We start from the raw sequence: 26,313 nt of genomic DNA, 5'->3' as shown, positions 1-26,313 counted from the left end.
TTCCTGCGGAAACTGCCGTGCTGTGAAGAAGACGGTATTGCACCATCCCGATATTGAGCAGCACGGCGCTTCCTGTTGCGACGATCAGCCTTGTAGTCCTGCTGGCACCCGCTCCCGGCCTGGAGGTGGCGCACCGTTCCCCTGTGTCATCATTGCCCTTTTGACCAAACCCTTGACTGGAGTGGCAGTCGTGGACCTGACGTGAACGCTCTCCGCTCTCGACCCGCAGCTGAAGAGGGCATGCAGCCCAACGGGGCCTTGTGCTTATGGCACCAGGGCGAACCCTGGCATGGCCTGGCGGGACTTCCCGCAGAGCCCCCTGCACTGCATGCGCTCATTCACGTGGCAACATCTGAAGGGTAGCCCCGAAGTCGTCTGCACCTCCAGATGGTTTGTGCCGTCTTCCTGCGCGAGTCGACTTGCTCATGAACCTGAGCATTAAGTCTTAGAGCACTCATGCCGAGCAGGCTGTCAGCGCACCTCGGCCGCGGCGGCTTGCAGTCCCGCCAGGCCCTCGGCCTGCTGCTGACGCAGCTGGGCCAGCGTTGTCACGGCATGCCCCTTGGCCTGCCATTCGGCGCGCTCATCATCATCGGCCCGAATGATGAAGCGTCCAAGCAGGGTGTAGAGCAGCCCCAGCAACGGTGACAGCCAGCAGGCGAAGGCCAGCGGAATGTAAAGCAGCCCCTCCATGCCCGCGCCACCGGCCATCAGCCCCAGCGAACTGACCACCACCGCACCACCGGCATTCCAGGGAATCAGCGGCGAGATCAGCGTGCCGCCCTCTTCCAGTGAGCGCGACAGGTTGAGCGTCGAATATCCCTCACCCCGATAGATCGGCGCGTACATGCGACCCGGCAGAGCGATGGAGAGGTAGGGGGCGCCCGCGATGACATTGGTCAGCGCCGCCGTGGAACTGGCCGCGACCTGCAGACCGAAGATACCGCGCACCTTGACCAGCACCGCGGCACACAGCGCCTGCAGACAGCCGATGATTTCCAGCAATCCCCCGAAGGCCAGTGCGATCATCACCAGCAGGATGACCCAGGCCATCGACATGATGCCGCCGCGATTGAGCAGGCTGTCGATCTCGCTCACGCCGGTGCTCAAGGCGTAGCCGCCCTGCATATAGCCGAACAGCGCCTTGACCGCCTCGCCCTGTACGCCGAATGCCACGACCGCCCCGGCCAGTACCCCGACGAACAGCGCCGGCAGTGCCGGCATGCGCGCAACGGCCAGCGTCATCACCAGCAGCGGCGGCATCAGCACCCACAGATTGAAGGTGAAGTGTCCGGAAAGCCCTTCGGTGATGGCGGTGATGCGCTCGAGATCCAGCACCTGACCGGCGGCGAGCAGGTTGCCGGCGACCAGATAGACCACCAGCGCGATCAGCATGGCGGGAATGGTGGTCGGCATCATGTTGCGAATGTGCGCGAACAGATTCACGCCCGTCACCGCCGGCGCCAGATTGGTGGTATCCGACAGCGGCGAGACCTTGTCACCGAAGAAGGCGCCGGACACCACCGCGCCGGCGGTCCACCACGGCGGAATGCCGAAGCCGGCCCCGATACCCATCAGCGCAAGCCCCACCGTGCCCACGGTGCCCCAGCTGGTACCCAGCGCCACCGAGACCACCGCGCACAGCAGCATGGCCGCTGCCAGGAAGTATTCCGGCGAGACCAGCTTGAGCCCGTAGTAGATGATCATCGGTACACTGCCGGAGGCGATCCACACCCCGACCGTCATGCCGACCAGAATCAGGATCGCGATGGAGGGCAGGCCGACACGCACGATGCGCATCATGCCCTCTTCCATCGCCGACCAGCCATGGCCCAGCCTCCAGCCGATCAGCGCCGTGATGGCGACACCGCATACCAGCGGCACATGCGGGGTGAATTCGCCGAACACGAACAGTTGCAACGCAAGAACGGCCAGGGTGGCCACGATAGGCAGGCAGGCCATCTTGAGCGATGGCCGTAGCGGGGTCTTCACGTCCCGAGTCATGTCTTGCTCCATTAGTTGGTTGTACTTTTTGTACCCCCAACGCTAATGGGACCCGGGAAGTCGAGGCTGACTGACTGCGTCATCCAGCCGCGCGAATGCGACATGTCCTCTCATTTAGCCAGCGTATTTATCCAGCGCCTGCGCCCGCCCGTGAATATCGCTCGCGAAAGCCAGCAGGGCGGGAGGCCAGGTTGTGGATCAGTAATCGATCACCACATCGCCATTGGGCACACTGCAGCAGGACAGGATGAAGCCTTCGGCGACGTCTTCGTCGGTGATGCCACCGTTGTGTTCCATCGCGACCTCGCCGGAGACCTTCTGTACCCGGCAGGTACCGCAGATACCCATGCCGCAGGCCTTGGGAATATGCAGACCCAGCTTGGCGGCAGCGGCGTGGACGGTTTCGCCCGGGGCGATCTGCACCGACTTGCCGGTGGCGGAGAACTCGACCCGCATGAGATCGGAGCGGTCCAGTTCATCGGCCAGCACCTCGGCCTGTTCGGCCTGCTCGATGGCTTCTTCCTCGACCTCGACCGGCGTGGCGCCGAAGGATTCCTCGTGGTAGCGGCTCATGTCGAAGCCGTGGCTGCGCAGCAGGTGCTTGATCGCATTCATGTAGGGCGTCGGGCCACAGCAGAAGATCTCGCGTTCCATGAAGTCCGGCGCGATCATCTCGAGCATCGCATCGGTGAGATAGCCACGATAGCCGGACCAGGTCTGGCCGGTCTCGAAGCGCTCGCAGATGACGTGCAGGTTGAACTCCGGCACGCGGGAATCCATGAACTCGAGCTGACGCCAGAAGATGATGTCGCGCGGGCTGCGCGCACTGTGCACGAAGGAGATGTCCACGTTGGCGTTGGTATCGAAGTACCAGCGCGCCATCGACATCAAGGGCGTGATACCCACGCCACCGGACAGCATCAGAATGCGTTCCGCCGGGTAGTCGATGCAGTTGAAGTTGCCCACCGGGCCATGCACCGCCAGCACATCGCCTTCATTGAGGTTGTCGTGCAGCCAGTTGGAGACCAGCCCGCCCGGCACGCGCTTGACGGTGATCGAGAAGCTGTAGGGCACCGACGGTGAGCTGGAGATGGTGTAGGAGCGCATGATCTGCTGGGCATCGATCTCGAGCTCCAGGGTCACGAACTGTCCCGGCTTGAAGAAGAACATCACCGGCTGTTCGGCCATGAAACAGAAGGTGCGCACGTCCCAGGTTTCCTGAATGACCTTCACGCAGCGCACGCTATGTCGACCGTTGGTCCAGGTCTGCGTCGTAACCGGATTGAAGTTGCTGAGAGTGGTGCTCATGAAGGCCTCGCTGGGCATGTTGTTCTTGGAGACATGTTCGTGAAGAGACAGTGTCAGGCCACCCTGCGCTGCGTGCGCGGCCAACGGTGGGACATGCTCAGGATTGTCGAGTCAGCGCCCGGCAGACATTTATCCGTGCACGACAGAAACATGCCCGATCCCTCCAATCACGCCCCGCAGTCCCCTGCCCACGCCTCACCGCTGCGCCTGCCTGTGCCTCGAAGGTCCTGCGCAGCCAACCGACGTCGGAAATACATCATTGAGCGTCGCCATCAGACATAGGTCGCGACTTGAGCTCAGCCACACTGCGCTCCATGCGTGGCAATGCCATTCAGACCTCATGCGGGCCGCCTGAACTTCCACGCTGACCATCCTGTTGAGCGAGCGGCCTCCTGGCATGCGCCGCCCTCGACACCCGAACCGACCAGGACGGGACGACGCACCGCGCGATGCATCGGCACTCACTCATAGGTGCACTGATGTCGACTCGCGGTGCTGCCCGGCAATGGTCTGTTCACTCGTTCTCTCTGTCCCGGCTTCACAACAACAATGATCAGCACACTCACTCAACCCAAGGCGACCCTGCTCCCGGCGCCTACCGACCGTGCGAGGACACCGCGATGAGCGACTTACTGGAACACGCTCAGGATCAGCAGCGTCAGGCGGTACGCGAGGCCGCCGCGCGGCTTCTACAGGCCCGCAGTCCCGGCTACACCCTGCCCCAGCCCTTCTACAATGATCAGCGCCTGTTCGATCTCGACATGAAGGAGATCTTCGAGCGCGAGTGGCTGTTTGCCGGTCTCAGCAGCGAGATTCCGCTCAAGGGCAACTTCATGACCATGGACGTGGGCAACAGTCCGATCATCATCGTGCGCGGTGACAACGGGGCCATCCATGCCTTCCATAATGTCTGTCGTCATCGCGGGTCCCGCCTGTGCAGCACCGAGCGTGGCAAGGTCGCCAAGCTGGTGTGCGGCTATCACAAGTGGACCTATGAGCTGGATGGCCGTCTGCTGTTCGCCGGTTCCGACATGGGCACCACCTTCGATACCAGTGAGTACGGCCTGCACCCCGTCCACGTGCGCTCAGCCGGTGGCATGCTGTTCATCAACCTCGCCGAGCAGCCCGAGAACTGTGAGCCGTTCTTCAAGACGCTGGAGTTCTACCTCAAGCCCTACGACATGGAGAACGTCAAGGTCGCGGCCAGCTCCTCCATCATCGAGGAAGGCAACTGGAAGCTGGTGATCGAGAACAATCGCGAGTGCTATCACTGCGATGGCTCCCACCCGGAGCTGCTCAACACCCTGCAGGAATTCGATGACACCGATGACCCCCGTGCCACCGAAGCCTACAAGGCGCTGGTCGCGAAGAAGCAGGCCGACTGGGATGCCGAGAAGGTGCCCTATCAGCTGGTGCGCTTCGGTCGTCGCAATCGCATGACGCGCACGCCGCTGCTGGAAGGCACCGTCTCGATGACCACGGACGGCACTCCAGCATGCAAGAAGCTGTTGGGTCGCCTGCAAAGCCCCGACATGGGCTCGCTGCGCATCCTCAACCTGCCCAACTCCTGGAACCACTTCATGGGCGATCACGCCGTGGTCTTCCAGGTCGACCCGATCGGCCCCCTCCAGACCCGCGTGACCACCAAGTGGCTGGTGCACAAGGACGCGGTGGAAGGCGTCGACTACGACATCGAGAAGCTGCGCAAGGTGTGGGACGCCACCAATGATCAGGACCGTCAGCTGGTGGAAGAGAACCAGCGCGGTGTCAACTCCAGCGCCTACCAGCCCGGCCCCTACTCGGCGACCTTCGAGTTCGGCGTCGTCGACTTCGTCGACTGGTATGCCGAGCGCCTTCAGGACGCCCTCAAGGAACAGCCGGAGCCGCATCTGCAGCTGGCCTGAGGGCTTGAGCCCTTGAGTCCTCGAAACCTGAGTCTCTGAAAGACAGGCAAGAAAAAACCCGCTACCGGCAAGCCGGTGGCGGGTTTTTTGGCTTTCCCCCGGGCAACACGCCGAAGGCGGGTCACCCGGGAGGTACTACGGCTGGATTACAGCTGCGTGTCCAGGCTCATCATCAGGCTGAGCGCCATGACGATGATGATGGAGAAGCCGAACAGCTTGCGTGCCCAGGAGGCATCAGGCTGATCCTTGAGGCGCCAGGCGGCCAGATACAGCCACCAGCCGCCCGTGACGGTCGCGACTACCAGATACCAGATGCCGGTATAGCCCCAGAGTGTCAGCAACAGCGACACCGGGATGAAACCGGCAATGTACCCCGTCACTACACGCTTGGCATGCTCCATGCCTCGCGCTACCGGGAGTACCGGAATATTGGCGGCCCGATAGTCATCGACACGAAACATGGCAATCGCATAGGAATGCGGCATCTGCCACATGCTGAAGATGATCAACAGCAGCAGCGCCCCCATGTCCGCCTGACCGGTGACGGCCAGGTAGCCGACCACTGGCGGCGCAGCACCGGACAGCGAGCCGATGAGGGTGCCATACACCGAGCCACGCTTAAGCCACATGCTGTAGGCCCCGACGTAGATCACGAAGCCCAATCCCACGGCGATCATCGCCATGAGGTTGGTCATCATGGCCAGAAGCCAGAAGCCTGCAAGACCCAGTACGCTGCCGAAGACGAAAGCCCCCTTCAGCGAGATATCGCCCTGCACCAGGGCACGGCCCTGGGTACGCGCCATGTGGCGGTCGATATCGCGATCGATGCAGTTGTTGAACACACAGCCTGAGGCCACGATCAACGCCACCCCGACCAGGGTGGCGATGAACAGCGCCCAATCCACCTCACCACCGGAAGCGAGAAAGAAGCCGCCGCTGACGGTGATCAGGTTGCCGAAGATAATGCCCGGCTTGGTGGTACGCAGGTAGTCCTTGATCATCAGGCTCACGCTATCAGATGGGCATCATGTTCTGATTCAGCTCGATCATGATCCACATGGAACCACCAACGACGATTGCCACGATCACCAGGGTGAACAGCATGGCCATGACATTCCAGCTCTGCTCCTTGGAGCCGTCCAGGTGCAGGAAGAAGTACAGCTGCACGAAGACCTGAGCGATGGCGAAGCCGTAGATGGCCCAGATAACGCCGACACCCGGATCGTCCATCATCATCACCATCCCGAACGGGATGATGGTCAGGATGATGGAGAGAATCAGACCGGTCACGTACTGCTTGACGCTGCCGTGATTGTCGTTGTGGTCGTTGTTGGAATGGCTCATAGCATCACTCCTGTGAGATAGACGACGGTGAAGACACAGATCCAGATGACGTCCAGGAAGTGCCAGAACAGGCTGAGCATCATCAGACGACCGCGATGCACTTCCGTCAGACCTTTCTGCTTGACCTGGAAGATCAGCAGCGCCATCCAGATCAGACCGACGGTCACGTGCAGACCGTGGGTGCCGACCAGAGTGAAGAAGGCAGACAGGAACGCGGACTTGTCCGGGCCATGGCCATTCACGATCAGGTGGTGGAACTCATAGATTTCCATCGCGATGAAACCTGCGCCAAAGGCGAAGGTGATCATCAGCCACTTGATCACCGCGGAGCTGTCCCCGCGGTTCATGCCCAGCATCGCCATGCCGTAGGTGAAGCTCGAGGCCAGCAGCAGCGCGGTCTCGACCAGCACGAAGTCCAGCTCGAAGATCTCGGCGCCCGTCGGGCCACCGGCATACGCCTGGCTCAGTACCACGTAGCCCGCGAACAGCATCGCGAACAGGATGCAGTCGCTCAGCAGATAGAGCCAGAAACCGAAGACCTTCAGGCCGTTGGTATCGTGATGCTCGTGATCGTCATGGGCGTCATGCGCCCCATCGTGAGATGTCATTGCATTATTCGCCATGATTACCCCTGAACCACTGTGTCGTTAGGTGTGCGGGCGCTGGGCAGGGCGCGACGCTCGCGACCCTCACGCTCTACACGCTCCACTTCCTCGACGGACACGTAGTAGTCGATGTCGTAGTTGAAGGAACGCACGATGAAGGTGGCGATCATGCCGACCAGACCGACCACGGCCATCCACCAGATGTGCCAGACCAGAGCAAAACCGAACACCAGGCTGAAGGCGGAGATGATGACGCCAGCAGCGGCGTTGCGCGGCATGTGGATCGGCGCATAAGGCTTCTTGGCCTCCTGCTCGATACCACGTTCCTTCATTTCCCAGAACTCGTCGAGTTCGGAGACCTGCGGCTCGTGAGCGAAGTTGTAGAACGGTGCCGGTGAAGTGGTGCTCCACTCCAGGGTACGGCCGCCCCAGATATCACCAGTGGTGTCCTGCAGCTGCTTGCGGTTCTTGATGCTGACCGCGATCTGGATCACGGTGCAGGCGATACCGATCAGGATCAGGACAGCACCGATGAAGGCGACGACCAGGTACGGTACCCACAGCGGGTTGTCGACGTGCTGCAGACGACGGGTCATGCCCATGAAGCCGAGGATGTACAGCGGCATGAAGGCGAGGTAGAAGCCAGTGATCCAGAACCAGAAGGAACGCTTGCCCCACTTCTCGCACAGCATGAAGCCGGTCGCTTTCGGGAACCAGTAGGTGATACCGGCCATCGCACCGAAGACCACGCCGCCGATGATGACGTTGTGGAAGTGGGCGATCAGGAACAGCGAGTTGTGCAGTACGTAGTTGGCGCCCGGAACGGCCAGCAGAACGCCGGTCATGCCACCGATGGTGAAGGTGACGATGAAGCCCAGGGTCCACAGCACCGGAGAGGTCATTTCGACGCGACCGCGGTACATGGTGAACAGCCAGTTGAAGATCTTCACACCTGTCGGGATCGAGATGATCATCGTCGCGATACCGAAGAAGGCGTTCACGTCAGCGCCGGCCCCCATGGTGAAGAAGTGGTGCAGCCAGACGATGAACGACAGGATGGTGATGACGAGAGTCGCCCACACCAGCGAGGTGTAACCGAACAGCTTCTTCTTGGAGAAGGTGGAGATGACTTCGGAGAACACACCGAAGACCGGCAGCACCAGGATGTACACCTCAGGATGGCCCCAGGCCCAGATGAGGTTGACGTACATCATCATGTTTCCACCAAGGTCATTGGTGAAGAAGTGGAAGTCGAGGTAGCGATCGAGCGTCAGCATCGCGATGGTAGCGGTCAGAATCGGGAAGGCCGCGACGATCAGGATGTTGGCGCACAGTGCGGTCCAGGTGAAGACCGGCATTTTCATCAGGGACATGCCCGGCGCACGCATCTTGAGGATGGTGGCGATGAAGTTGACACCTGTCAGCAGGGTACCGACACCGGAGATCTGCAATGACCAGATCCAGTAATCCACCCCGACCCCAGGACTGTAATTGGCCCCCGACAACGGCGGATAGGCCAGCCAGCCGGTCTTGGCGAACTCACCCAGACCCAGAGAGATGTTGACCAGCAGCGCGCCGACCACGAACAGCCAGAAGCTGAGCGAGTTCAAAAACGGGAAGGCCACGTCACGTGCGCCGATCTGCAGCGGCACGACAACGTTGATCAGGCCGATGACCAGCGGCATCGCCACGAAGAAGATCATGATCACGCCGTGGGCAGTGAAGATCTGGTCGTAGTGATCCGGGGGCAGATAGCCGTGCCCGCCGGAGGAGGCCAGCATCTGCTGGGAACGCATCATGATCGCATCGGAGAAACCACGAATCAGCATCACCAATGCGACGATGATGTACATCATGCCGATCTTCTTGTGATCGACAGAGGTGAACCACTCATTCCACAGGTAGGCCCACTTTTTCTTTACCGTGATGAACCCGAACAGGGCTGCACCACCGAGGATTACCGCCGCGAGCACGACCACAATGATCGGGTCGTGATACGGAATCGCCTCTAATGTGAGTTTTCCAAGCATTGCTTATTCCTCGGTTGCCATCGCAGGTTCGGCGTGACCAGAAGCGTCATGACCGGACATGCCGTGATCGGCGCTGTCGTGATGCATGCCACCCTTCTTCATGTGGCGCATCTGATCATCGCTCATGCCCAGCTCCATGCCGTCCATGTAGGGCGCCATGATCTGCTCATACAGGTTCGGCTTGACCTGACCATAGAAGGTCGGGGCGACGTCTTCGCTCGGCTCCTGGAGAGCGGCGAAGCCAGCATCATCCAGTACCTTGCTGCTGCCGCGTGCCTTCTCGATCCAGGCGTCGAAGTCGCCTTCGCTCATGACATGCGCCTTGAAGTGCATGTCCGCGAAGCCGGCGCCGCTATAGCTGGCAGAGATACCGTCGTAGGTGCCCACTTCATTGCCGATCAGGTGCAGACGGTTTTCCATCCCCGCCATTGCGTAGATCTGGCTACCGAGCTGCGGGACGAAGAACGAGTTCATCACCGTGTCGGATGTGATGTGGAAGCGAACCTGACGATCCACGGGCATGGCCAGTTCATTGACCGTCGCGATGCCTTGCTCCGGATAGATGAACAACCACTTCCAGTCCATGGACACGACCTGCACCTCGACCGGCTCACCGCCGTCGACGATCTCGGCACGCGGGTCCAGCTCATGCGTGCTCTTCCAGGTCAGGATGCCAAGCGCGAGGATGATCATGCAGGGAATACCCCAGACCACGATCTCGATCTTGGTGGAATGCGCCCAGTTGGGCGTGTAGGTCGCCTTGCTCTGCTTGGTATCGCGATAGCGCCAGGCGAACCACAGCGTCATGAAGATGACCGGGATAACGACCACGAGCATCAGATAGGTAGCAGTCAGGATCAGCGACTTTTCGGATTCACCGATAGGCCCCTTGGGATCGAAGAGTACGGCGTCACAGCCGGACAGCATCAATAATCCCGCGAGGATAGGGAGTCCCCGCAGAGCCCCCCGCATTAGGCTTTTTCTCATCTCACGACCTCGTTGGAACACGCCATGACGTCATGACGAGCCCACATGTGGAACACAGCGTTCGAAGAAATGACCAACAGGAAGCCGTCGATCGTTCGAACGAAATCAGAAGATTTCCCGCAGGCGGGCACAGGATAGAGAAAAGACAGGGGGGCTGACTACGGGGCACGATGACGCACCAGGGGCCACATGCGGATGACTTCGGCCATCCGGCGCGCGCCAATCATGCCTTGAGCGGCATGAGTTCTCTCACGCTCCAGGGGGGGGCAGGCAGCGGGATCGGGTGGCAAAGCCGACACACACCGCGATGATGTCGCGACAGTGCATGCCCTGCAGGAACAGACAGAACCTCAATCGCCAGCCTTCTCCACAATGCCAGCCCCCCCTGCCGTGCCTGATGATGCCCGAGAGAATCACGACCTTGTCGCGCCATAATTCAGTGCATCACCGCAGATGTCCTGAACATCGGCGCATCACGCGATATCGAAGCAATCACTGCCGTCATACGATGTTGCGCAATTAAAAACCAAAAAATAACCAAATATCGACACTAAATACCAAAAAAACTGCTCTTTAGCCTTTCAAAAGTGACTGAAGTACTCTCCCAACCAGGGCGCGAGAGGCATTTTCCCGACATGATACTCAAGTGACGTCGGCATTCATTGGCGAGAAACATGCAGCATTATCGATCATGATCTGACAGGTAAATGCACCATGATGCGTCTCGCATGATACTGACACCCTCGATCAACAGGGGACGCTTTTTCGCAACCTTGGCATGCCATTCTCATGATCAATGCCGAACCAAATGGCTTGATGGCTGTCATTTTCCGTCATTCATTTCCGCTGACTCACCACCTTTCTGCCAGATGACACCCGGCCCGACATCATAAAAAATACACAAATAAACACATTACAGAAACTCAATGGTTACCAAAATTGCACAAAAATCCGATTTCTCGCCCCCATTGTGTGACTTGAGTCAGACAAGGAATGAACTCGACCGAGACGTCAGGAACAACACCCTCAAAAAAGGTCAAGACCTGCGACAATTGACCACACCAAAAATAGGGACAATGATCTGGGAGAATTTCCCGAGACCTTTTCCACGCCCGGCGGCCAGACAGGCCACTCTTCACCAGCACCACCGGCCTATGGCCAGGCGCGATTCTCGTTCCGCATCAACGATGATTCACGGCCCTCGCTAGCCGAGGCGGCCAGATTCGCGAGCTCTTGGTCCGGCAGTCACCTGACCTGCCAGGCTCTCACTCTCTCGAATGTCAGTCGCCGTGCGAGATGCTGCCTGAGCGGGTCGAGCGCCATGCCCTGCGACGCAGGCTCTGCCATGACAGCTCCATAACAACAACTCCGCAATGACAGCTCTATGACATCGGCCCTACCACCAGAGCCCTGCAACGAGACCCTCACCATGACTGCCTCCTCGACCACGCATCCCCTCATCGCCGCCGACCAGCTTCCCGCGGGCACCCTCTATCGCCTGTTATCGGGCAGCATCGCACCTCGACCGATCGCCTGGGTATCGACCATCGATGCGGCAGGCAACACCAATCTCGCGCCCTTCTCGTTCTTCACCATCGCCAGCATCAATCCGCCGGTGCTCGCCTTCAGCCCGCTGCGCAATGGCGAAGGCAAGACCAAGGACACCCTCAACAACCTCGGGCAGGTGGCGGAGTGCGTCATTCACATCGGTGGCGAGGCGATGAGCGAGGCGCTCAACCTCACCAGCGCCAGCCTCGCGGCCGACGAGGATGAGTTCACCCATGCCGGCCTGAACAAGGTGGCCATGCCGCCGCTTGCGGTTCCGCGCGTGGAGGGCGCCCCGATCGCCTTCGGCTGCCGACTGCGCGACATCATCTCGTTCGGTGATCAACCGCTGGCCGGTTCACTGGTGCTGGCCGAGGTAGTGGTGGTGCATGCCGATGAAGCGGTCTGGGATGGACGGCATGTCGACAATTCGGTACTGCGTGCCATCGGGCGCATGGCCGGCAGTGACTATGCACGCACGGATAGCCTGTTCAGCCTGGAGCGCCCCGAGTAACGGACGCAGGTGCAGAGACATTTACTCCGCCCTTTTCGATGATGAGCCTCCCATACGCAAAAGGGCCTGTCAGTCGACAGGCCCTTGTGTACATCAGGTAAACGGTGTCAGTGCGTGGCGCGCAATCTTCCCGGCGCGCGCCTAGCGAAGCCCGGGCAGCAGATACTTGTCCAGCGCCTGGCGCACCGACGGCAGCAGGATATCGGAGTGCATCACCAGCTCGCGCACCAGTTCCTGCAAGCCCGGCACACCCACCTCGGCATGCTTTCTGAGTGCCATGCGTGCGCAGGTGTCCGCGCAGGCATGCTCGGAAATCTGCACGCCAAGCGCCACCAGCCGCTCACGAAAGTCTTCGTGATCAATCAGCTCCACGATCATCATCGTCATTCTCCTTGCTCGCTGACGGCGGGCATTGTCATTGGTATTGACCCACTCTGTTCTGAGCATCGCCCTTGTGAGGATAGCCGAAATGCACGACGGGCTGTCTCCGACATTCTGGTCAGACCGGGGCGCCCTCTGCGTGCCTGCCCACGCCACTGGCGTAGGCATTTGCGTCAGGCGCGTCTGGCTCGGTTGCGGTCTATTGCCTCGATCTGTCCGCTCGGTCCAGCCCGCTTGCCATGTCCACCTCACATGTCCGCTTCAGCTCTCCACACCCGCCGAGGCGGGTTCGGCCTTGGCCAGACGACAGGCGGCGTACTTGAACTCGGGAATCTTGCCCACCGGGTCGAGCGCCGGATTGGTCAACAGGTTGGCGGCGGCCTCGGCGTAGCAGAAGGGCACGAAGACCATGCCGGCCGGTGTCAGCGGATCGGCGCGGGTAGCGAGGGTGATCTGGCCACGTCGCGTGGTGATCGAGAGCGGCTCGCCCGGCGTGATGCCCAGGCGCTCCAGCTCCACCGGATTGAGCGTGGCCACGGCGGCCGGCTCGAGATTGTCGAGTACCGCCGCGCGGCGCGTCATCGAGCCGGTATGCCAGTGCTCCAGCTGACGACCGGTGGTCAACACCGTCGGATAGTCGTCATCCAGCGTCTCATCCGGCGGCGTGGGCCAGGTCGGCACGAAGCGGGCACGGCCGCTGGCGCGCGGGAAGCCCTCGCCGAACACCACATCCTCGCCCTCGCCTCCCGGCGTCAGGCACGGATAGGTCACCGAGTTCTCCTCGGAGAGCCGCGCCCAGTCGATGTTGTCGAGGGAATCCATGCCCTTTTGCATCTCGGCGTAGATCTCCTCCGGCCCGGCGTAATCCCAGTCAAGCCCCATGCGCCGCGCCAGCTGCTGGGTGATCCACCAGTCCGGCTTCGCCTCGCCCGGGGCGCGCAGTGCCGCCCGCCCGCGCTGCACCTGCCGGTTGGTATTGGTGACGCTGCCGTCCTTCTCCGGCCAGGCGTACGAGGGCAGCACCACATCGGCGAACTGTGCCGTCTCGGTGACGAAGATGTCCTGCACCACCAGGTGTTCCAGACGCGCCAGCGCGCTGCGCGCATGTTCGAGATCCGGGTCCGACATCGCCGGATTCTCGCCGAGAATGTACATGCCGCGGATCTGATCGGCGTGGATGGCGTGCATGATCTCCACTACCGTCAGGCCCGGCGTCGCCGAGAGCGGGGTCTGCCACAACGCTTCCAGTCGCTCGCGCGCCGCCGTGTCGCCCACCGGCTGATAGTCGGGGAACACCATCGGAATCATCCCGGCATCCGAGGCACCCTGGACGTTGTTCTGCCCGCGCAGCGGGTGCAGGCCGGTGCCTTCACGCCCGACATGACCACACACCAGCGCCAGCGCGATCAGACAGCGCGCGTTGTCGGTGCCGTGGGTGTGCTGCGAGATGCCCATGCCCCAGAAGATCATCGCGCGCCTGGCGGTCGCGTACTCGCGGGCCACGGCGCGAATCTCTTCTGCCGCCACGCCACACAGCGGCGACATCGCCTCCGGCGTCAGCGCCGCGACATGCTCCGCCAGCGCGGCGAAGTCCTCGGTATGCGCCTCGATATAGGCCTGATTGGCCAGACCCTCGCTGATGATGACATTGAGCATGGCATTGAACAGCGCCACGTCCGCCCCCGGCGTGAACTGGATCGAGCGATGCGCCTGACGACGCAGCGCCAGCGCACGCGGGTCGATCACGACGATGCGCGTGCCACGCTTGGCGGCGCGCTTGAAGAAGGTCGCCGCCACCGGATGATTGACGCCCGGGTTGCAGCCGGTCAGCACGATCAGGTCGGACTGCTCGGCCTGCATGAAGGAGGCGCTCACGCCGCCCGAGCCGACGCCTTCCATCAGCGCCGCCACCGAGCTTGCATGACACAGGCGCGTGCAGTGATCGACATGGTTGGAGCCGAAACCGGTGCGCACCAGCTTCTGGAACAGCCACGCCTCTTCGTTGGTGCACTTGGCGCTGCCGAAGCCCGCCAGGCTGTCGGGGCCATGCGCGCGCTTGAGGCGCATGAGCCCCTCGGCCGCGACCTCGAGGGCCTCGTCCCAGCTGGCCTCACGGAAGTGGGTCAGCGGGTGTGCGGGGTCAAAGTTCGCATCCAGCCCCTTGGCCACACCGTCACGGCGGATCAGGGGGCGGATCAGGCGCTCCGGATGGCGCGGATAATCGAAGCCGAAGCGCCCCTTCACGCACAGCCGGCCGTGGTTGGAGGGCCCATCGCGGCCACTGACCGCAATGATGTTGTCCAGCCGCGTATCCGCGACGCGCTGCCAGCGCTTGTCAGTCTTGAGGGAGTCGCCGTCCGCCATGCCCTGCTGGGCATCCGCCAGGGTCGCAACCGGCTGGCCCTCGACACTCAATGCCTCGCCGCTGCCACGACTGACCTGATACTCCAGCTGACAGCCCACGCCGCAGTACGGACAGATGGAGGCGACGCGCTCATCGACGGCGGCGCTGTCGCCATGGCCCTGCTCATCCACCTGGGCGGCGGGCATCAGGGCGCCGGTCGGGCAGGCCTGCACGCACTCGCCGCAGGCGACGCAGGTGCTGTCGCCCATCGGGTCCTCGAGATCGAACACGATGCGCGTATTGCTGCCGCGCCCCGCCAGCCCGATCACGTCATTGACCTGCACCTCGCGACAGGCGCGCACGCACAGGCCACAGCTGATGCAGGCGTCATGATTGACCGCCATCGCGGTGTGGGAGTGATCAAGCGCGCTGGCCTGCGTCGGCAACCACTCCTCCACGGTCTCCCCCAGCCACTCGCGGACCGTCTCGCGTGCGCCGCCCAGGGTCTCGCGCGCGTGCCCGACATCCACCGCCAGCAGCTCGGCCATCGCCATGAAGTGGCTGCTGACATCGGGGTTGTGCGCCTCGGCGGGCATGTCGGCGGCGAGCAGCTCCACCACCATCGCGCGCGCCTCGCCGGCACGCCGTGAACTGGCACTGCGCACCACCATGCCCGCCCGCGCCTCGCGGATACAGCTGGCAGCAAGGGTGCGCTCGCCATCGATCTCGACCATGCAGGCGCGACAGTTGCCATCGCCGCGATAATCCGGCGCTTCGCTGTAGCAGAGATGGGGAATCGTCTCGCCGGCACGCTTGGCGATCTTCCACAGCGTCTCGCCGGGATAGGCCGTCACCTCGGCGCCATCCAGCGTGATGGTGAAACCATCCTCGCGCAGCGGCTGATCATCCGAGGATGAGTTGCCCAACCCTGTCAGCGCATTCATGCCTCACCTCCCGTGGCGTCAGCCGCATGGCTCGTGGCGTCGGTCGTATCGCTCGTGGCGATCAGGCGCACCCCACCATCCGCGAGGGTCTGGCGGAAATCCTTGAGCAGGCCGAGCACCGGATTGGGCGCGGCCTGACCGAGCCCGCAGATCGAGGCGTCCATCATCACCTGCGACAAGCGCTTCAGCAGCGTCTCATCCCACTCATCGCCGCTAAGCGCCGCCAGCATCTGGCGCGTGCCGACACGACACGGCGTGCACTGGCCGCAGGACTCGTCCATGAAGAAGCTCATCAGATTGCGCGCCACCACCGCCAGATCGTCCTTATCCGACAGCACCACCACCGCGGCCGACCCGATGAAGCAGCCGTGGGCCTGCAGGGTGTCGAAATCCAGCGGCAGGTCAGCCTTGCTGGCCGGCAGGATGCCGCCGGAGGCACCGCCGGGCAGATAGGCACGCAGACGATGGCCGTCGGCCATGCCGCCGCCGTATTCCTCGACCAGCTCATTGAGCGTGATGCCGGCCGGTGCCAGATACATGCCCGGGCGTCTGACGCGCCCGGAGAGCGAGAAGCTGCGCAGCCCCTGCCGTCCCTGACGCCCGGCCGCGACGTAGTGGTCATGGCCTTCGCGATGGAGCCGCGCGATCCAGTAGACCGTCTCGACGTTGTTGACTAGGGTCGGGCGACCGAACAGACCGCACTGGGCCACGAAGGGCGGACGCTGACGCGGCTTGCCGGGCTTGCCTTCCAGCGACTCGATCAGCGCCGATTCCTCGCCACAGATATAGGCGCCGGCGCCACGCCGCAGCTGGATATAACCCGGCGCGACGAGGCCTGCGGCTTCCAGCTCCGCGATGCACTCACGCAGCACCTCATTCAGGGTCGGGTATTCGTCGCGCAGATAAATGTAGAGCGCCTCGGCCTCGATGGCATGCGCACTGGCCAGCGCGCCCTCGAGGAAGGTGTGCGGCTCACGCTCCAGATAGCAGCGGTCCTTGAAGGTGCCAGGCTCGCCTTCATCGGCATTGATCACGCAGTAGCGCGGCCCGGCCTCGGCGCGCACGAAGCCCCACTTGCGAAACGTCGGGAAGCCCGCCCCGCCCAGGCCACGCAGACCGGCCTGCTCGATCATCTGCGCCAGGTCCTCGATGCTGACCTCACCGCCCTCCAGCGCGGCAAGCAGCCCATAGCCGCCACTGGCGCGATATTGTGCCAGCCGCGGATAGGCAAGACTCGCAGCCGGCGCGGCATGCACATGGCCTTCGGCAATCGCCGCCGTGACGCCTTCCACGCTGGCGTGGACCAGATGGCAATGCCCGACCTCCGCCACCGGCGCACTGTCACAGCGCCCCATGCAGGGCGCACGCAGCACGCGCACCTGTTCGGGGTCCAGCCCCGCGGCGAGGCCGGCGCGCAAGGCCTCGGAGCCGGCCAGCTGACAGGACAGCGAATCACAGACGCGCACGGTCAGCGCCGCGGGCGGCGTCTCGCCATCGCGGACCAAGGTGAAGTGGGCATAGAAGGTGGCCGTCTCGTAGACCTCGGCCATCGGCAGGCGCATCCACTCGGCCAGCGCACGCAGGTGGGCCAGCATCAGGTAGCCGACCTCATCATTGAGCACATGCAGATATTCGAGCAGAAGGTCACGCTGCGCCGGGGCATCGCCCAGCAGGCGCTGTACCTCGGCCCAGGCCTCGGCATCCAGCGGACGACCGCGCAACTGGCTGCGCGAACGGCGGCGAGCGACAGGTGTCGGCTCGGTCAGGGTCTCAGGCGTCATGGCGGCACCACATTGTTATCGTTATGAACTGGCGGATCGTTCTGTCGAGACAACGGTCTGGCTGGGCCGTGGACGCGACCATCTAAAGGTGTCCGAAGTCAGGCAAGCCCGACAAGCCAAGCAGGTTCCTTCACTGTAGATCGCAATCTACAAAGCGGGCAGAGCCGCGACAACCGCCTCCCCCATCGAATCGACTCGCGTGTCAGCCACGCACATGTCGGCGTCGTATCCAGCTAACTCGCCCTCGTCCCGCCCTCACACAATCACCAGGGTCCGGCGGCGACCTGCCCCGCAGTCAGCTCGTCATTACGTTCTGGATTGCCACCGCGCTCTGGATTGCCATTCCCCCCACTTCCCACATCGCAGACCCGGGAGACACCCACGACAACACCTCGCTTCGCGCCAGCCGCCCTGTCCGGCTGGCGACACCAATAACAACATGAGGTCATCACATGTCATCGAATCCGTATGACACGGACTACGAGATCGGCCAGGACAATGTCCAGGTCATGGGTCTCGATGTTCACAACCCCGTCTTCGCGATCAGCGCCGTGCTGATCGTCAGCTTCATCCTGTTTGCCATCGTCTTCCCTGCGGGCGCGGAAAGTGCCCTGGGCGGTGCCAAGGCCTGGTCCATCGCACATGGCGATTGGCTGTTCATGCTGGCCGGCAACCTCTTCGTGCTGTTCTGCCTGCTGCTGATCGTGCATCCGGTGGGCAAGCTGCGCCTGGGCGGCCAGAAGGCGAAGCCGGAGTTCTCGACACGCTCCTGGTTCGCGATGCTGTTCGCCGCCGGCATGGGCATCGGCCTGATGTTCTGGAGCGTCGCCGAGCCGGTGGCCTATTACACCGACTGGTACGGCACGCCACTGAACGCGCCTGCCGGTACGCCGGAAGGGGCACGCGCCGCGCTGGGTGCCACCATGTACCACTGGGGCCTGCATCCCTGGGCCATCTACGCCGTGGTCGGGCTGTCGCTGGCCTTCTTCACCTACAACAAGGGCCTGCCGCTGACCATCCGCTCAGCGTTCTACCCGATACTCGGTGAGCGCACCTGGGGCTGGATGGGGCATATCGTCGATATCCTCGCCGTGCTGGCGACCATCTTCGGTCTGGCGACGTCGCTGGGGCTGGGTTCCGCTCAGGCAGCATCGGGTCTGGACTACCTGTTCGGCGTCGGCGATGGCCTGCCGACCCAGATCGCGATCATCATTCTGGTGACGCTGGTGGCCATCTACTCGGTCAGTCGTGGTCTGGATGGCGGCGTGAAGCTGCTTTCCAACATCAACATGATCATCGCCGCCGTGCTGATCATCTTCATCCTCATCTTCGGGCCGACTCTCACCATTCTCATGGGCCTGGGCACCACTACCCTCAGCTATGGGGAATATCTGCTGCCGCTGTCCAACTGGATCGGCCGCCCCGATGAAAGCTGGTTCCACGGCTGGACCGTCTTCTACTGGGCTTGGTGGATTTCCTGGTCACCGTTCGTCGGCATGTTCATCGCGCGTGTCTCGCGCGGCCGCACCGTACGCGAATTCGTCACCGCCGTGCTGCTGGTGCCGACCCTGGTCACCATCGTGTGGATGTCCGTCTTCGGTGGCACCGCTCTGGAACAGGCCATCAATGGCGTGGGCGCGCTGGCCAATGGCATCGACTCCGTGTCGCTGGCCATGTTCCAGATGCTCGACAACCTGCCGCTGTCCGGCGTGGCGTCCTTCATCGCCATCGTGCTGGTGCTGGTGTTCTTCGTGACCTCCTCCGACTCGGGCTCGCTGGTGATCGACTCGATCACTGCCGGTGGCAAGATCGACGCCCCGGTCAGCCAGCGCATGTTCTGGGCAGCGATGGAAGGTTTGATCGCCGGCGCCCTGCTCTATGGCGGGGGGAGCGCTGCGCTGGGCTCGCTGCAGGCGGGCGCCATCGCCACGGGGCTGCCGTTCACGCTGGTGCTGCTGGTGATGTGCTATTCCCTGTTCCGTGGCCTGATGCAGGAAAAGAAGGCACAGGACATGCTCATTCGTCCGGCTGCCGGTGCCTGACATGCGGTGCTGACCAGAGCTTTAATGACCAAAGCTTTACTGACCAAAGCGGTACTGACCAAGGCGGTACTGACTGACAGGCCGCAGGACATGGGCACAAAAAAACGCCGCCCCCGGCAACCGGGGGCGGCGTTGTCATTGGATGACCCGAACGTCATCCAGGCGAGATCAGGAGTTTTCCTGAGCCAGCTTCTGTACCTTCTTCATCAGGTCCGGGTCGTTCTGGACCGCTTGACCGATGGAGTTGAAGGTGGCGACTTCCAGACCGGAGTCCTCGACAGCGCTGACCATCTCGTCGTTGGCTTCCTGACGCACGCTCTGCTTGGCAGTCTCGTCGTCAGCCTTCTGCAGCTTGCCGGCGAATTCCTGTGAGATGCGTGCGATGTCCTGAGAGGCCGCAGCGAACTGTTGCAGCTGAGCGTCGGTGAAATCGCCAGCCTGAGCCTGTGCCGCCTGGGCAGTAGACTGACCTTGGGCCGGTGCATCAGCAGCGAACGCCGGTGCCGACATCATGCCCGCGGAAATCAGGGCAGCCGTCATGTATGCAGTCATCCGTTTCATTGCAGCCTCCAGCAGTGATCAATAAGTGTTTGCCCTAACTCAGACGAGCCTGAAGACAGGACGTTCATTTTTTCATGCAACTCTTTGAAAATATTGTGTATCGACACAGTTACATGAGTCGCAGATCAGCAACGTAGAAGCCTCGGGGCTACGCATGGCGGGCGCCATGACGGCTGGACGCGCATACAGCTTGTGCCACGATTGTGGAAATATCTGCAGCATGCTGCGTGAAGTCTGCACACCACGTACGCGGCATGCGCTTTACACAAGGAGGCCACGTCGCCTGTTGCCACCGCTAGCGGCATGTCGCCATGGGTCTCTCCACAGGCTGAATGAGGGCGGCATGTCATGAAGTACCACATAAATCGCGCGCCAACGGGCAGCAAACTCTCGGTGACTGTCTTAATCTTGAAGGAGAGGCTGTCATACAGGGTGTGCCATTCTTCCCTGCAACCTGTTTCTACAGCCCAGGCTGGCTGGCCCAGCTCATATCATTGCCGCCGGAGGACTGCCATGTCCACGTACATACCATCCGCGCAGAGACTGTCCGCGCTGCCTCGACTGTTCTCGCATCACAGACTGACGTCGAGCCTGATGAGCCTCTTGTTGCTGGCCCTGCTGCCGGCTCTGCTGTTGAGCTCGCCGGTGCATGCCATCAGCCTGCTGGATTCGGATGCCGACCTGAACGCACCCTCCGAGACATCCTCGGGCGCACCGCCACCCCCGACCTCACCGGACACCGCGGAGACCACCATGACCGCCGCCAATGTCGACCCCGCCGCCAACCCGCTGCTGGGCGAGACCTGGAACCGACGCTCGCTGGTGCTGATCGCGCCGGATGAGCAGGACCGGGATCTCGAGCGTCAGCGCGAGGAACTACGCGCCACGCGTGGCGAGATGCAGCAACGCGACATGACGCTCTATACGCTGATGGGCACGCGCGGCATCCACGATGGCGTGCCGATGAGCTTCGAGGAGGTGCGTGCCCTGCGCGATGCCATGCAATTGCGCGAGGGCGCGCCCTTCACCGTCATCCTGATGGGCAAGGACGGCGGCAAGAAGATGCAGCAGGAAGGCTTCGTCGCCCCCGACCAGATCTATCAGGTGATCGACAACATGCCGATGCGCCAGCGCGAAGCCAGTCAGGCAGCGCGCAAGGCCCCCCAGGGCACCGACGAGCACACCTCGCCCGAACCCTTGAGCGATGAGGACTGGCAGTGGGAGGAGTGATCTTCTGTAAGGGTGACCTATTGTGAAGAGCGACTTTCGGTGAAGAGCGATCTTCCGTGATGCATGAAAAAGCCCCTGTCAGCTCGGCTGACAGGGGCTTTTTACCCTCTGCGCGGCTTCAGCGCAGCACGCCTTCCTCACGCAGCAGCTTGAGGATTTCCGCCGCGCCCTCCTCGGCGCTCACGCCTTCCAGCCGCTTGCCACCGCCCCCTTCGGCCTTGGCGGCCGCGGCCTTGAAGCGGTCCCGCGCGCTGGTCGCCTTGATGTGCTTCAAGCGCTTGGGACGCTTGCGAGCCGGGGCCACGCCGAAGGCCTCGGCCTGCGCATCATGGACAAGCTCGCCGCTGGGCTGTGACGCAAGCTCACCACGCCGCGCCTGCGCGAAGGCCGACTGACGCGCCGCCGGCGCCGCGGAGTCGACGCTGACAAGCGCCGGCAGCTTCACGCGCAACCGTCGCCGCTGGCCACGCGGCAGCGCCTGCAAGGCGATTAGATGTGCGCCATCGCAGCTCTCGATCGCGACGATACCCTCCACCAACGGCCAGCCAAGACTCTCCGCCAGCAGATGCGGCAGCAGGCCACTGCCCTCACCGGTCTCGCCCTGGCCACCACACACCACCAGCTGCGGTGCCGCCTGCTTGAGGAGCGTGACCAGCAGCGGCCAGACATCGATGACCGGTTGATCAGCAGCCGTGAGCGACGAATCGTCAGCCATGAGCGGATCAGCAGCCTTGAGCGGGCCAGCGCCAGGAGAATCCGGCGTCACCAGCGTCAACGACTCCAGCCCCATGCCCAGATAGCCGCGCAGCGCCTGATCCTGCTCGCTGCCGGGCGCGATCTCGCTGCCACTGGCGTGCCAGGCACTGAGGCTTACGGCACCGGGTGCCGACTGACGCTCCAGCGCCAGACACAGCTCCAGCGCGCGGGCGTCCTGCTCGGCACGCCGCAGACGCCCCGAAACCGGGTGCTGACCCAGCGATACCAGACTCACGACCTCAAGCGGTGCCGAGGCCTGCTGCGCAACGGATGAACGATCTGCCTTCATGTCCTTCTCCTTTCCCCTGTCGCAGGCGCGAGTTCAGGCCGCGTCGGCGGCAAGCGTGGCGGATGACGTGCTGGATGATGTCGAGGGCACGGCAGGCGACTGTCCCACCGCCGAGGCATCACCGCCGACACTGCGTTCGGCCTCGAGCTGCTGACAGAGACTGGCAAGAATCGCCCCGGCGTCACCGATCACCGCAAGATCAGCACGCTTGACCATGTCACAGCCGCCATCGGTGTTGATGGCCACCACCTTGTCGCAGCGCTGGATGCCCTGCAGATGCTGAATGGCCCCCGAGATGCCCACCGCGACATAGACCCGCGCCGTCACCCAGGTCCCGGTAGCACCGACCTGGCGGGCACGCGGCATGAAGCCGTCATCCACCGCCACCCGCGAGGCGCCTTCGGTGGCGCCCAGCAGGCTGGCGGCGCGGTGGAAGCCATCCCAATCGCGGATGCCGTTGCCCGCCGAGAGAATGAATTCGGCCTCGCCCAGCGCGATCGCGGAGGGATCGACGGCCACCGGGCCAAGGTCTTCGATCACGTCTGGCACGGCGTGCGCGGCGCTGGCCGCCTCCCACTCGAGCGGCAGCGCGGCGTGGCGCACATCTTCCACCGGCTCGGCGCATTCCGCCTCGCACAGCACGATACGGGTCAGCGGGCGGGTCAGGTCCTGCTGACCATTGCCGCTGCGCCCGGTGACGTTGACCTCGGCAAGCTCGCCACGCCCGATGGCGGCAAGCTCGCCGTCGAGCTGATAGGCATTGCCGCTGGGCCGCGCCAGCGCATCGCCCTGACACAGCAGGCGCGCACCGAGACGTCGGCCGCGTTCACCACCGCCAGTGCGGGATTCCGGCAGCAACCACAGCCGTGGTGCCAGCTTGCCATCGATGACCTCAAGCTCCGCCAGCTGGGCCAGCGGCGCATAGCCATCGTGGAGAGTATCGGCAAAGTGCAGCCAACGGTCGGCCCCCGCCGCGCCGAGCCCGACACTGTCGGCGGCGTCACCATCCTCACGCAAGGTGCCGAAGGTGACGGCCAGCACCGCGCCCTGATGGGCGGGGTCGGCATCGGCGATCTGACGGGCCAGCCCCAGCACATCACGGTCATGACTCGACAGTCGCCCACCAGTCATGTCCGGCACCACCGCGACCAGGAAGGCGGGTGATGCGATCTCGACCAGCGGCAGCACGCGCGCCTTGGCCGCGACAGCGGGCTGGCCAGTACCCACCGCGGCAGGCCCGGAGCGGCCACTGCGATCGATGCGTTTGCGGCCATTGGCGGCGATGAAGTGCCCGACATGCGGATTGCGGCGCATCACACCCTTCGGGCCCATCCAGCGTTCCTGAGGTGCTGCCGCGCCACGGCCCAGCGCCTGCAGCGCGATTAGATGCTCAGGGTGCAGCCGATTGCGTGCCTGCTGCTCCAGGCGCGGGTCACGGCGTGGCAGTAGCTCGCGCTCGGATGGGTATGGATGCCCTGATGGGTGTGGATGCTCGGTTGCTTTTGGGTCGCCGGAAATCGTCATGCCGCCACCTCCGCGTCAGTGGGCTGCGTGGTCGACGTCGCCATGCCCTGTGTGGACGAGCCCTGCGTGGACGCATCCGTTACCAGCGCCCGCGCCATCAGTTCCGCCAGATCCAGCACCTGGGGTTCGGCTTCACCGGCCGGTGCCACCACGCCTTCCAGCATCGCGGTGCACTGCGGGCAGCCGACCGCCACGACTTCGGCGCCGGTCTCGCGCACATCGCCCATGCGCATGTCGGGGATACGCTGCTTGCCGGGGATGTCCGTCACCGGCGCGCCACCACCGCCGCCACAGCAGCGTGAGCGGAAACCGGAGCGCTGCATCTCGCGCACTTCCAGCCCCAGCGCCGCCAGCAAGCTACGCGGCGCCTCGAATTCACCGTTGTAGCGCCCCAGATAGCAGGGGTCGTGCCAGGTGACCGCGCCGAGCGTCGCCAGTCGGGTGGCATCGAGGCTCAGGCGACCGGCCGCCAGCAGCTCGTTCATGTAGCTGGTGTGGTGGTTGACGAGGTAGTCGCCACCGAAGGCGGCATATTCACGTCCCAGCACATGGAAGCTGTGCGGATCGCAGGTGATGATGCGCGCGAAGCGATACTTCGACAGGGTGGCGATATTGCGGGTGGCCAGCGACTGGAAGGTCGCCTCATCCCCCAGACGGCGCGCCACATCACCACTGTCACGTTCTTCCGCACCGAGGATGGCGAAATCCACCCGGGCGGCGCGCAGTACCTGCACGAAGGCGCGCAGCGTGCGCTGGTTGCGCATGTCGAAGGCGCCATCGCCCAGCCACAGCAGCGCTTCCACCGGACGCGGATCACGCGCCGCCTCGCGGGCAGCCTGCAGCTCGGCGATGCGCGGCAGGTCGAGGTCCGCCGCCCAATGCAGGCGCGCCTCGAGCGCGAAGCCGCCCGGGTTGTCGGTGGCGATCAGGTTGTCGAGCACCTCGACGCCCTTGCCCGGCGTCGCGCCCTGCTCCAGCGTCATGTGACGGCGCATGTCGACGATGGCATCGACGTGCTCGATCATCATCGGGCACTCCTCGACGCAGGCGCGACAGGTGGTGCAGGCCCACAGGGTTTCCGGCTCGACCAGTACCTTGAACTCGTGGATCAGCTTGTCGCCATCTGTCGCCTCACCCGCAGCGCCCGGTGCCGCCTTGATCTGGATCGGCCCGGATGACGCTGCCTGAGCTGCCGGGCGAGCATGCGGAGAGGCCCCGACGATGGTCTGCTGCGGGCCGCCGCCATGCTGGCCGGGCGCGCGCCTGGGCTCATCGCCCGGATAGGGCGAACCGGCGTAGGCGGCATCGCTGCCACCGGCCATGCCGACCACCATGTCCTGGATCAGTTTCTTGGGATTGAGCGGCTGACCGGCCGCGAACGCCGGACACACCGCTTCACAGCGCCCGCACTGCACGCAGGCATCGAAGCCCAGCAGCTGACGCCAGTTGAAATCGGACGGCTTGCCGACGCCCAGCGGTGCCTCGGGGTTGGTCAGGTCCAGCGGCAGCAATGCGCTGTCGCGGATGCCCGCGCTATCGCGGGTGCTGAAACGTGCCGGACGCCGATGGAAGGCCAGATGCAGCGCACCGGCGAAGGCATGCTTCATCGGCCCGGTGATGCGCGAGCCGCCGCCGGTCATGCCGACGATCATCTCGAGCAGCCCCCAGCCGATGCCCACTACCAGCACCAGCCCGAGGATACCGCCGGAGATCATGCCGCCGACGCCTTCCGGCAGCACCAGTGACAGACTCATCACGAACAGGCTGGCGGAGAACACCAGCAGGCTCTTGGGCAGACGCATCCACGGGCCACGCGACAGACGTGCCGGCGGGGCGAGGCGACGACGACGCACGAACAGCGCGCCACCGAACATCGCGCCACTGGCCAGCAGCAGCAAGACGCCCAGCCAGGCGGAGTCGATGCCGAAGCCGTAGACCACCACCATCAGCAGCGCCGCGGCCACGAAGCCGCCCCCGGTGGCGACGTGGGTGTTGGCCATGTAGCGGTCCCGCGCGACCACGTGGTGCAGGTCCACCCCGTAGCGGCGCGGTACCTTGGCAAGGCTCGCGATCAGCTCTCCCACACTCATGGACGTGGCATCCGCCCGCCCCTGGCGCCACAGGCCGATGCGCTTGACCGCGCCGATGGCAGCCAGCGCCAGCGCGGTGAAGATCAATACCGACAAGATCGTGTCATTCATGCTGCTCACCCTCTTTCTT

The 26,313-nt window shown here is 63.5% G+C and carries 18 protein-coding genes; 4 read left to right on the top strand and 14 right to left on the bottom strand.

Annotation, left to right across the window (positions count from 1 at the left end):
- Nucleotides 1-471: 471 nt before the first annotated feature.
- The gene (nhaC, locus tag AC5WNJ_RS02150; RefSeq protein ID WP_495930362.1) at nucleotides 472-2,004 is read right to left on the bottom strand and encodes a Na+/H+ antiporter NhaC; all 1,533 of its coding nucleotides are present in this window, start codon (nucleotides 2,002-2,004) and stop codon (nucleotides 472-474) included.
- A 198-nt stretch (nucleotides 2,005-2,202) separates the two neighbouring features.
- A complete protein-coding gene (gene gbcB, locus AC5WNJ_RS02145) occupies nucleotides 2,203-3,312 on the bottom strand; it encodes a glycine betaine monooxygenase reductase subunit (protein ID WP_495930361.1) in 1,110 nt (369 codons plus the stop codon).
- A 620-nt stretch (nucleotides 3,313-3,932) separates the two neighbouring features.
- Here gbcB and gbca point away from each other — a divergent pair.
- On the top strand, nucleotides 3,933-5,216 hold the full coding sequence (gene gbca / locus AC5WNJ_RS02140) for a glycine betaine monooxygenase oxygenase subunit (RefSeq protein ID WP_495930360.1): 1,284 nt from the start codon (nucleotides 3,933-3,935) through the stop codon (nucleotides 5,214-5,216).
- A 146-nt stretch (nucleotides 5,217-5,362) separates the two neighbouring features.
- On the opposite strand, the gene cyoE is transcribed toward gbca, so the two are convergent.
- Genes cyoE through cyoA form a run of 5 tightly spaced genes read right to left on the bottom strand, consistent with a single transcriptional unit; the run spans nucleotide 5,363 to nucleotide 10,167 of the window.
- Nucleotides 5,363-6,217 carry a heme o synthase gene (cyoE, locus tag AC5WNJ_RS02135; RefSeq protein WP_166019784.1) on the bottom strand — a complete coding sequence of 285 codons (855 nt, stop codon included), beginning with the start codon at nucleotides 6,215-6,217 and terminating at the stop codon, nucleotides 5,363-5,365.
- Nucleotides 6,218-6,230: 13 nt separating this feature from the next.
- Entirely contained in the window at nucleotides 6,231-6,560 is a 330-nt protein-coding gene (gene cyoD, locus AC5WNJ_RS02130; protein WP_054555337.1) for a cytochrome o ubiquinol oxidase subunit IV, read from the bottom strand.
- On the bottom strand, nucleotides 6,557-7,168 hold the full coding sequence (gene cyoC, locus AC5WNJ_RS02125; protein ID WP_495930359.1) for a cytochrome o ubiquinol oxidase subunit III: 612 nt from the start codon (nucleotides 7,166-7,168) through the stop codon (nucleotides 6,557-6,559). The genes cyoD and cyoC overlap by 4 nt, the downstream gene beginning before the upstream one ends.
- Nucleotides 7,169-7,185: 17 nt before the next feature.
- The gene (gene cyoB, locus AC5WNJ_RS02120) at nucleotides 7,186-9,195 is read right to left on the bottom strand and encodes a cytochrome o ubiquinol oxidase subunit I (protein WP_495930358.1); all 2,010 of its coding nucleotides are present in this window, start codon (nucleotides 9,193-9,195) and stop codon (nucleotides 7,186-7,188) included.
- 3 nt (nucleotides 9,196-9,198) lie between these two features.
- Nucleotides 9,199-10,167, bottom strand: a complete 969-nt coding sequence (gene cyoA / locus AC5WNJ_RS02115; RefSeq protein WP_495930357.1) for a ubiquinol oxidase subunit II — start codon at nucleotides 10,165-10,167, stop codon at nucleotides 9,199-9,201.
- A gap of 1,444 nt (nucleotides 10,168-11,611) precedes the next feature.
- Here cyoA and AC5WNJ_RS02110 point away from each other — a divergent pair.
- Entirely contained in the window at nucleotides 11,612-12,241 is a 630-nt protein-coding gene (locus AC5WNJ_RS02110; protein ID WP_495930356.1) for a flavin reductase family protein, read from the top strand.
- 141 nt (nucleotides 12,242-12,382) lie between these two features.
- Here AC5WNJ_RS02110 and AC5WNJ_RS02105 read toward each other — a convergent pair whose 3' ends face one another.
- The 3 genes from AC5WNJ_RS02105 to AC5WNJ_RS02095 all read right to left on the bottom strand — a co-directional run bounded on the left by AC5WNJ_RS02105 (nucleotide 12,383) and on the right by AC5WNJ_RS02095 (nucleotide 17,691).
- The gene (locus AC5WNJ_RS02105) at nucleotides 12,383-12,622 is read right to left on the bottom strand and encodes a hypothetical protein (RefSeq protein WP_043333148.1); all 240 of its coding nucleotides are present in this window, start codon (nucleotides 12,620-12,622) and stop codon (nucleotides 12,383-12,385) included.
- A 261-nt stretch (nucleotides 12,623-12,883) separates the two neighbouring features.
- The gene (locus AC5WNJ_RS02100) at nucleotides 12,884-15,910 is read right to left on the bottom strand and encodes a molybdopterin-dependent oxidoreductase (protein ID WP_495930355.1); all 3,027 of its coding nucleotides are present in this window, start codon (nucleotides 15,908-15,910) and stop codon (nucleotides 12,884-12,886) included.
- The gene (locus AC5WNJ_RS02095; protein WP_253063076.1) at nucleotides 15,907-17,691 is read right to left on the bottom strand and encodes an NADH-ubiquinone oxidoreductase-F iron-sulfur binding region domain-containing protein; all 1,785 of its coding nucleotides are present in this window, start codon (nucleotides 17,689-17,691) and stop codon (nucleotides 15,907-15,909) included. The genes AC5WNJ_RS02100 and AC5WNJ_RS02095 overlap by 4 nt, the downstream gene beginning before the upstream one ends.
- Before the next feature lie 452 nt (nucleotides 17,692-18,143).
- Here AC5WNJ_RS02095 and AC5WNJ_RS02090 point away from each other — a divergent pair, with 452 nt between their 5' ends.
- Nucleotides 18,144-19,733, top strand: coding sequence for a BCCT family transporter (locus tag AC5WNJ_RS02090; protein ID WP_253063074.1), 1,590 nt, complete (start codon nucleotides 18,144-18,146; stop codon nucleotides 19,731-19,733).
- A 168-nt stretch (nucleotides 19,734-19,901) separates the two neighbouring features.
- On the opposite strand, the gene AC5WNJ_RS02085 is transcribed toward AC5WNJ_RS02090, so the two are convergent.
- Nucleotides 19,902-20,294, bottom strand: a complete 393-nt coding sequence (locus AC5WNJ_RS02085) for a DUF4168 domain-containing protein (RefSeq protein ID WP_253063072.1) — start codon at nucleotides 20,292-20,294, stop codon at nucleotides 19,902-19,904.
- Between the two features lie 594 nt (nucleotides 20,295-20,888).
- Between AC5WNJ_RS02085 and AC5WNJ_RS02080 the strand changes: the two genes are divergently transcribed.
- A complete protein-coding gene (locus AC5WNJ_RS02080; RefSeq protein ID WP_253063071.1) occupies nucleotides 20,889-21,524 on the top strand; it encodes a DUF4174 domain-containing protein in 636 nt (211 codons plus the stop codon).
- A 118-nt stretch (nucleotides 21,525-21,642) separates the two neighbouring features.
- Here AC5WNJ_RS02080 and AC5WNJ_RS02075 read toward each other — a convergent pair whose 3' ends face one another.
- From AC5WNJ_RS02075 to AC5WNJ_RS02065, 3 genes are read right to left on the bottom strand one after another with little or no spacing between them, the layout of a single operon-like run.
- Nucleotides 21,643-22,569: an adenine nucleotide alpha hydrolase family protein gene (locus AC5WNJ_RS02075; RefSeq protein ID WP_253063069.1), complete on the bottom strand. Its 927-nt coding sequence runs from the start codon at nucleotides 22,567-22,569 to the stop codon at nucleotides 21,643-21,645.
- 33 nt (nucleotides 22,570-22,602) lie between these two features.
- Complete coding sequence (locus AC5WNJ_RS02070; protein ID WP_253063067.1) at nucleotides 22,603-24,093, bottom strand: electron transfer flavoprotein subunit alpha/FixB family protein; 1,491 nt, start codon at nucleotides 24,091-24,093, stop codon at nucleotides 22,603-22,605.
- Complete coding sequence (locus tag AC5WNJ_RS02065; RefSeq protein WP_253063065.1) at nucleotides 24,090-26,294, bottom strand: (Fe-S)-binding protein; 2,205 nt, start codon at nucleotides 26,292-26,294, stop codon at nucleotides 24,090-24,092. The genes AC5WNJ_RS02070 and AC5WNJ_RS02065 overlap by 4 nt, the downstream gene beginning before the upstream one ends.
- Between the last annotated feature and the right edge of the window lie 19 nt (nucleotides 26,295-26,313).

This window comes from Cobetia sp. PDI-23MA (genome assembly GCF_059507735.1).
Note: the sequence above shows the minus strand (reverse complement) of the source record. Positions and strands in the feature narration are given on the sequence as shown.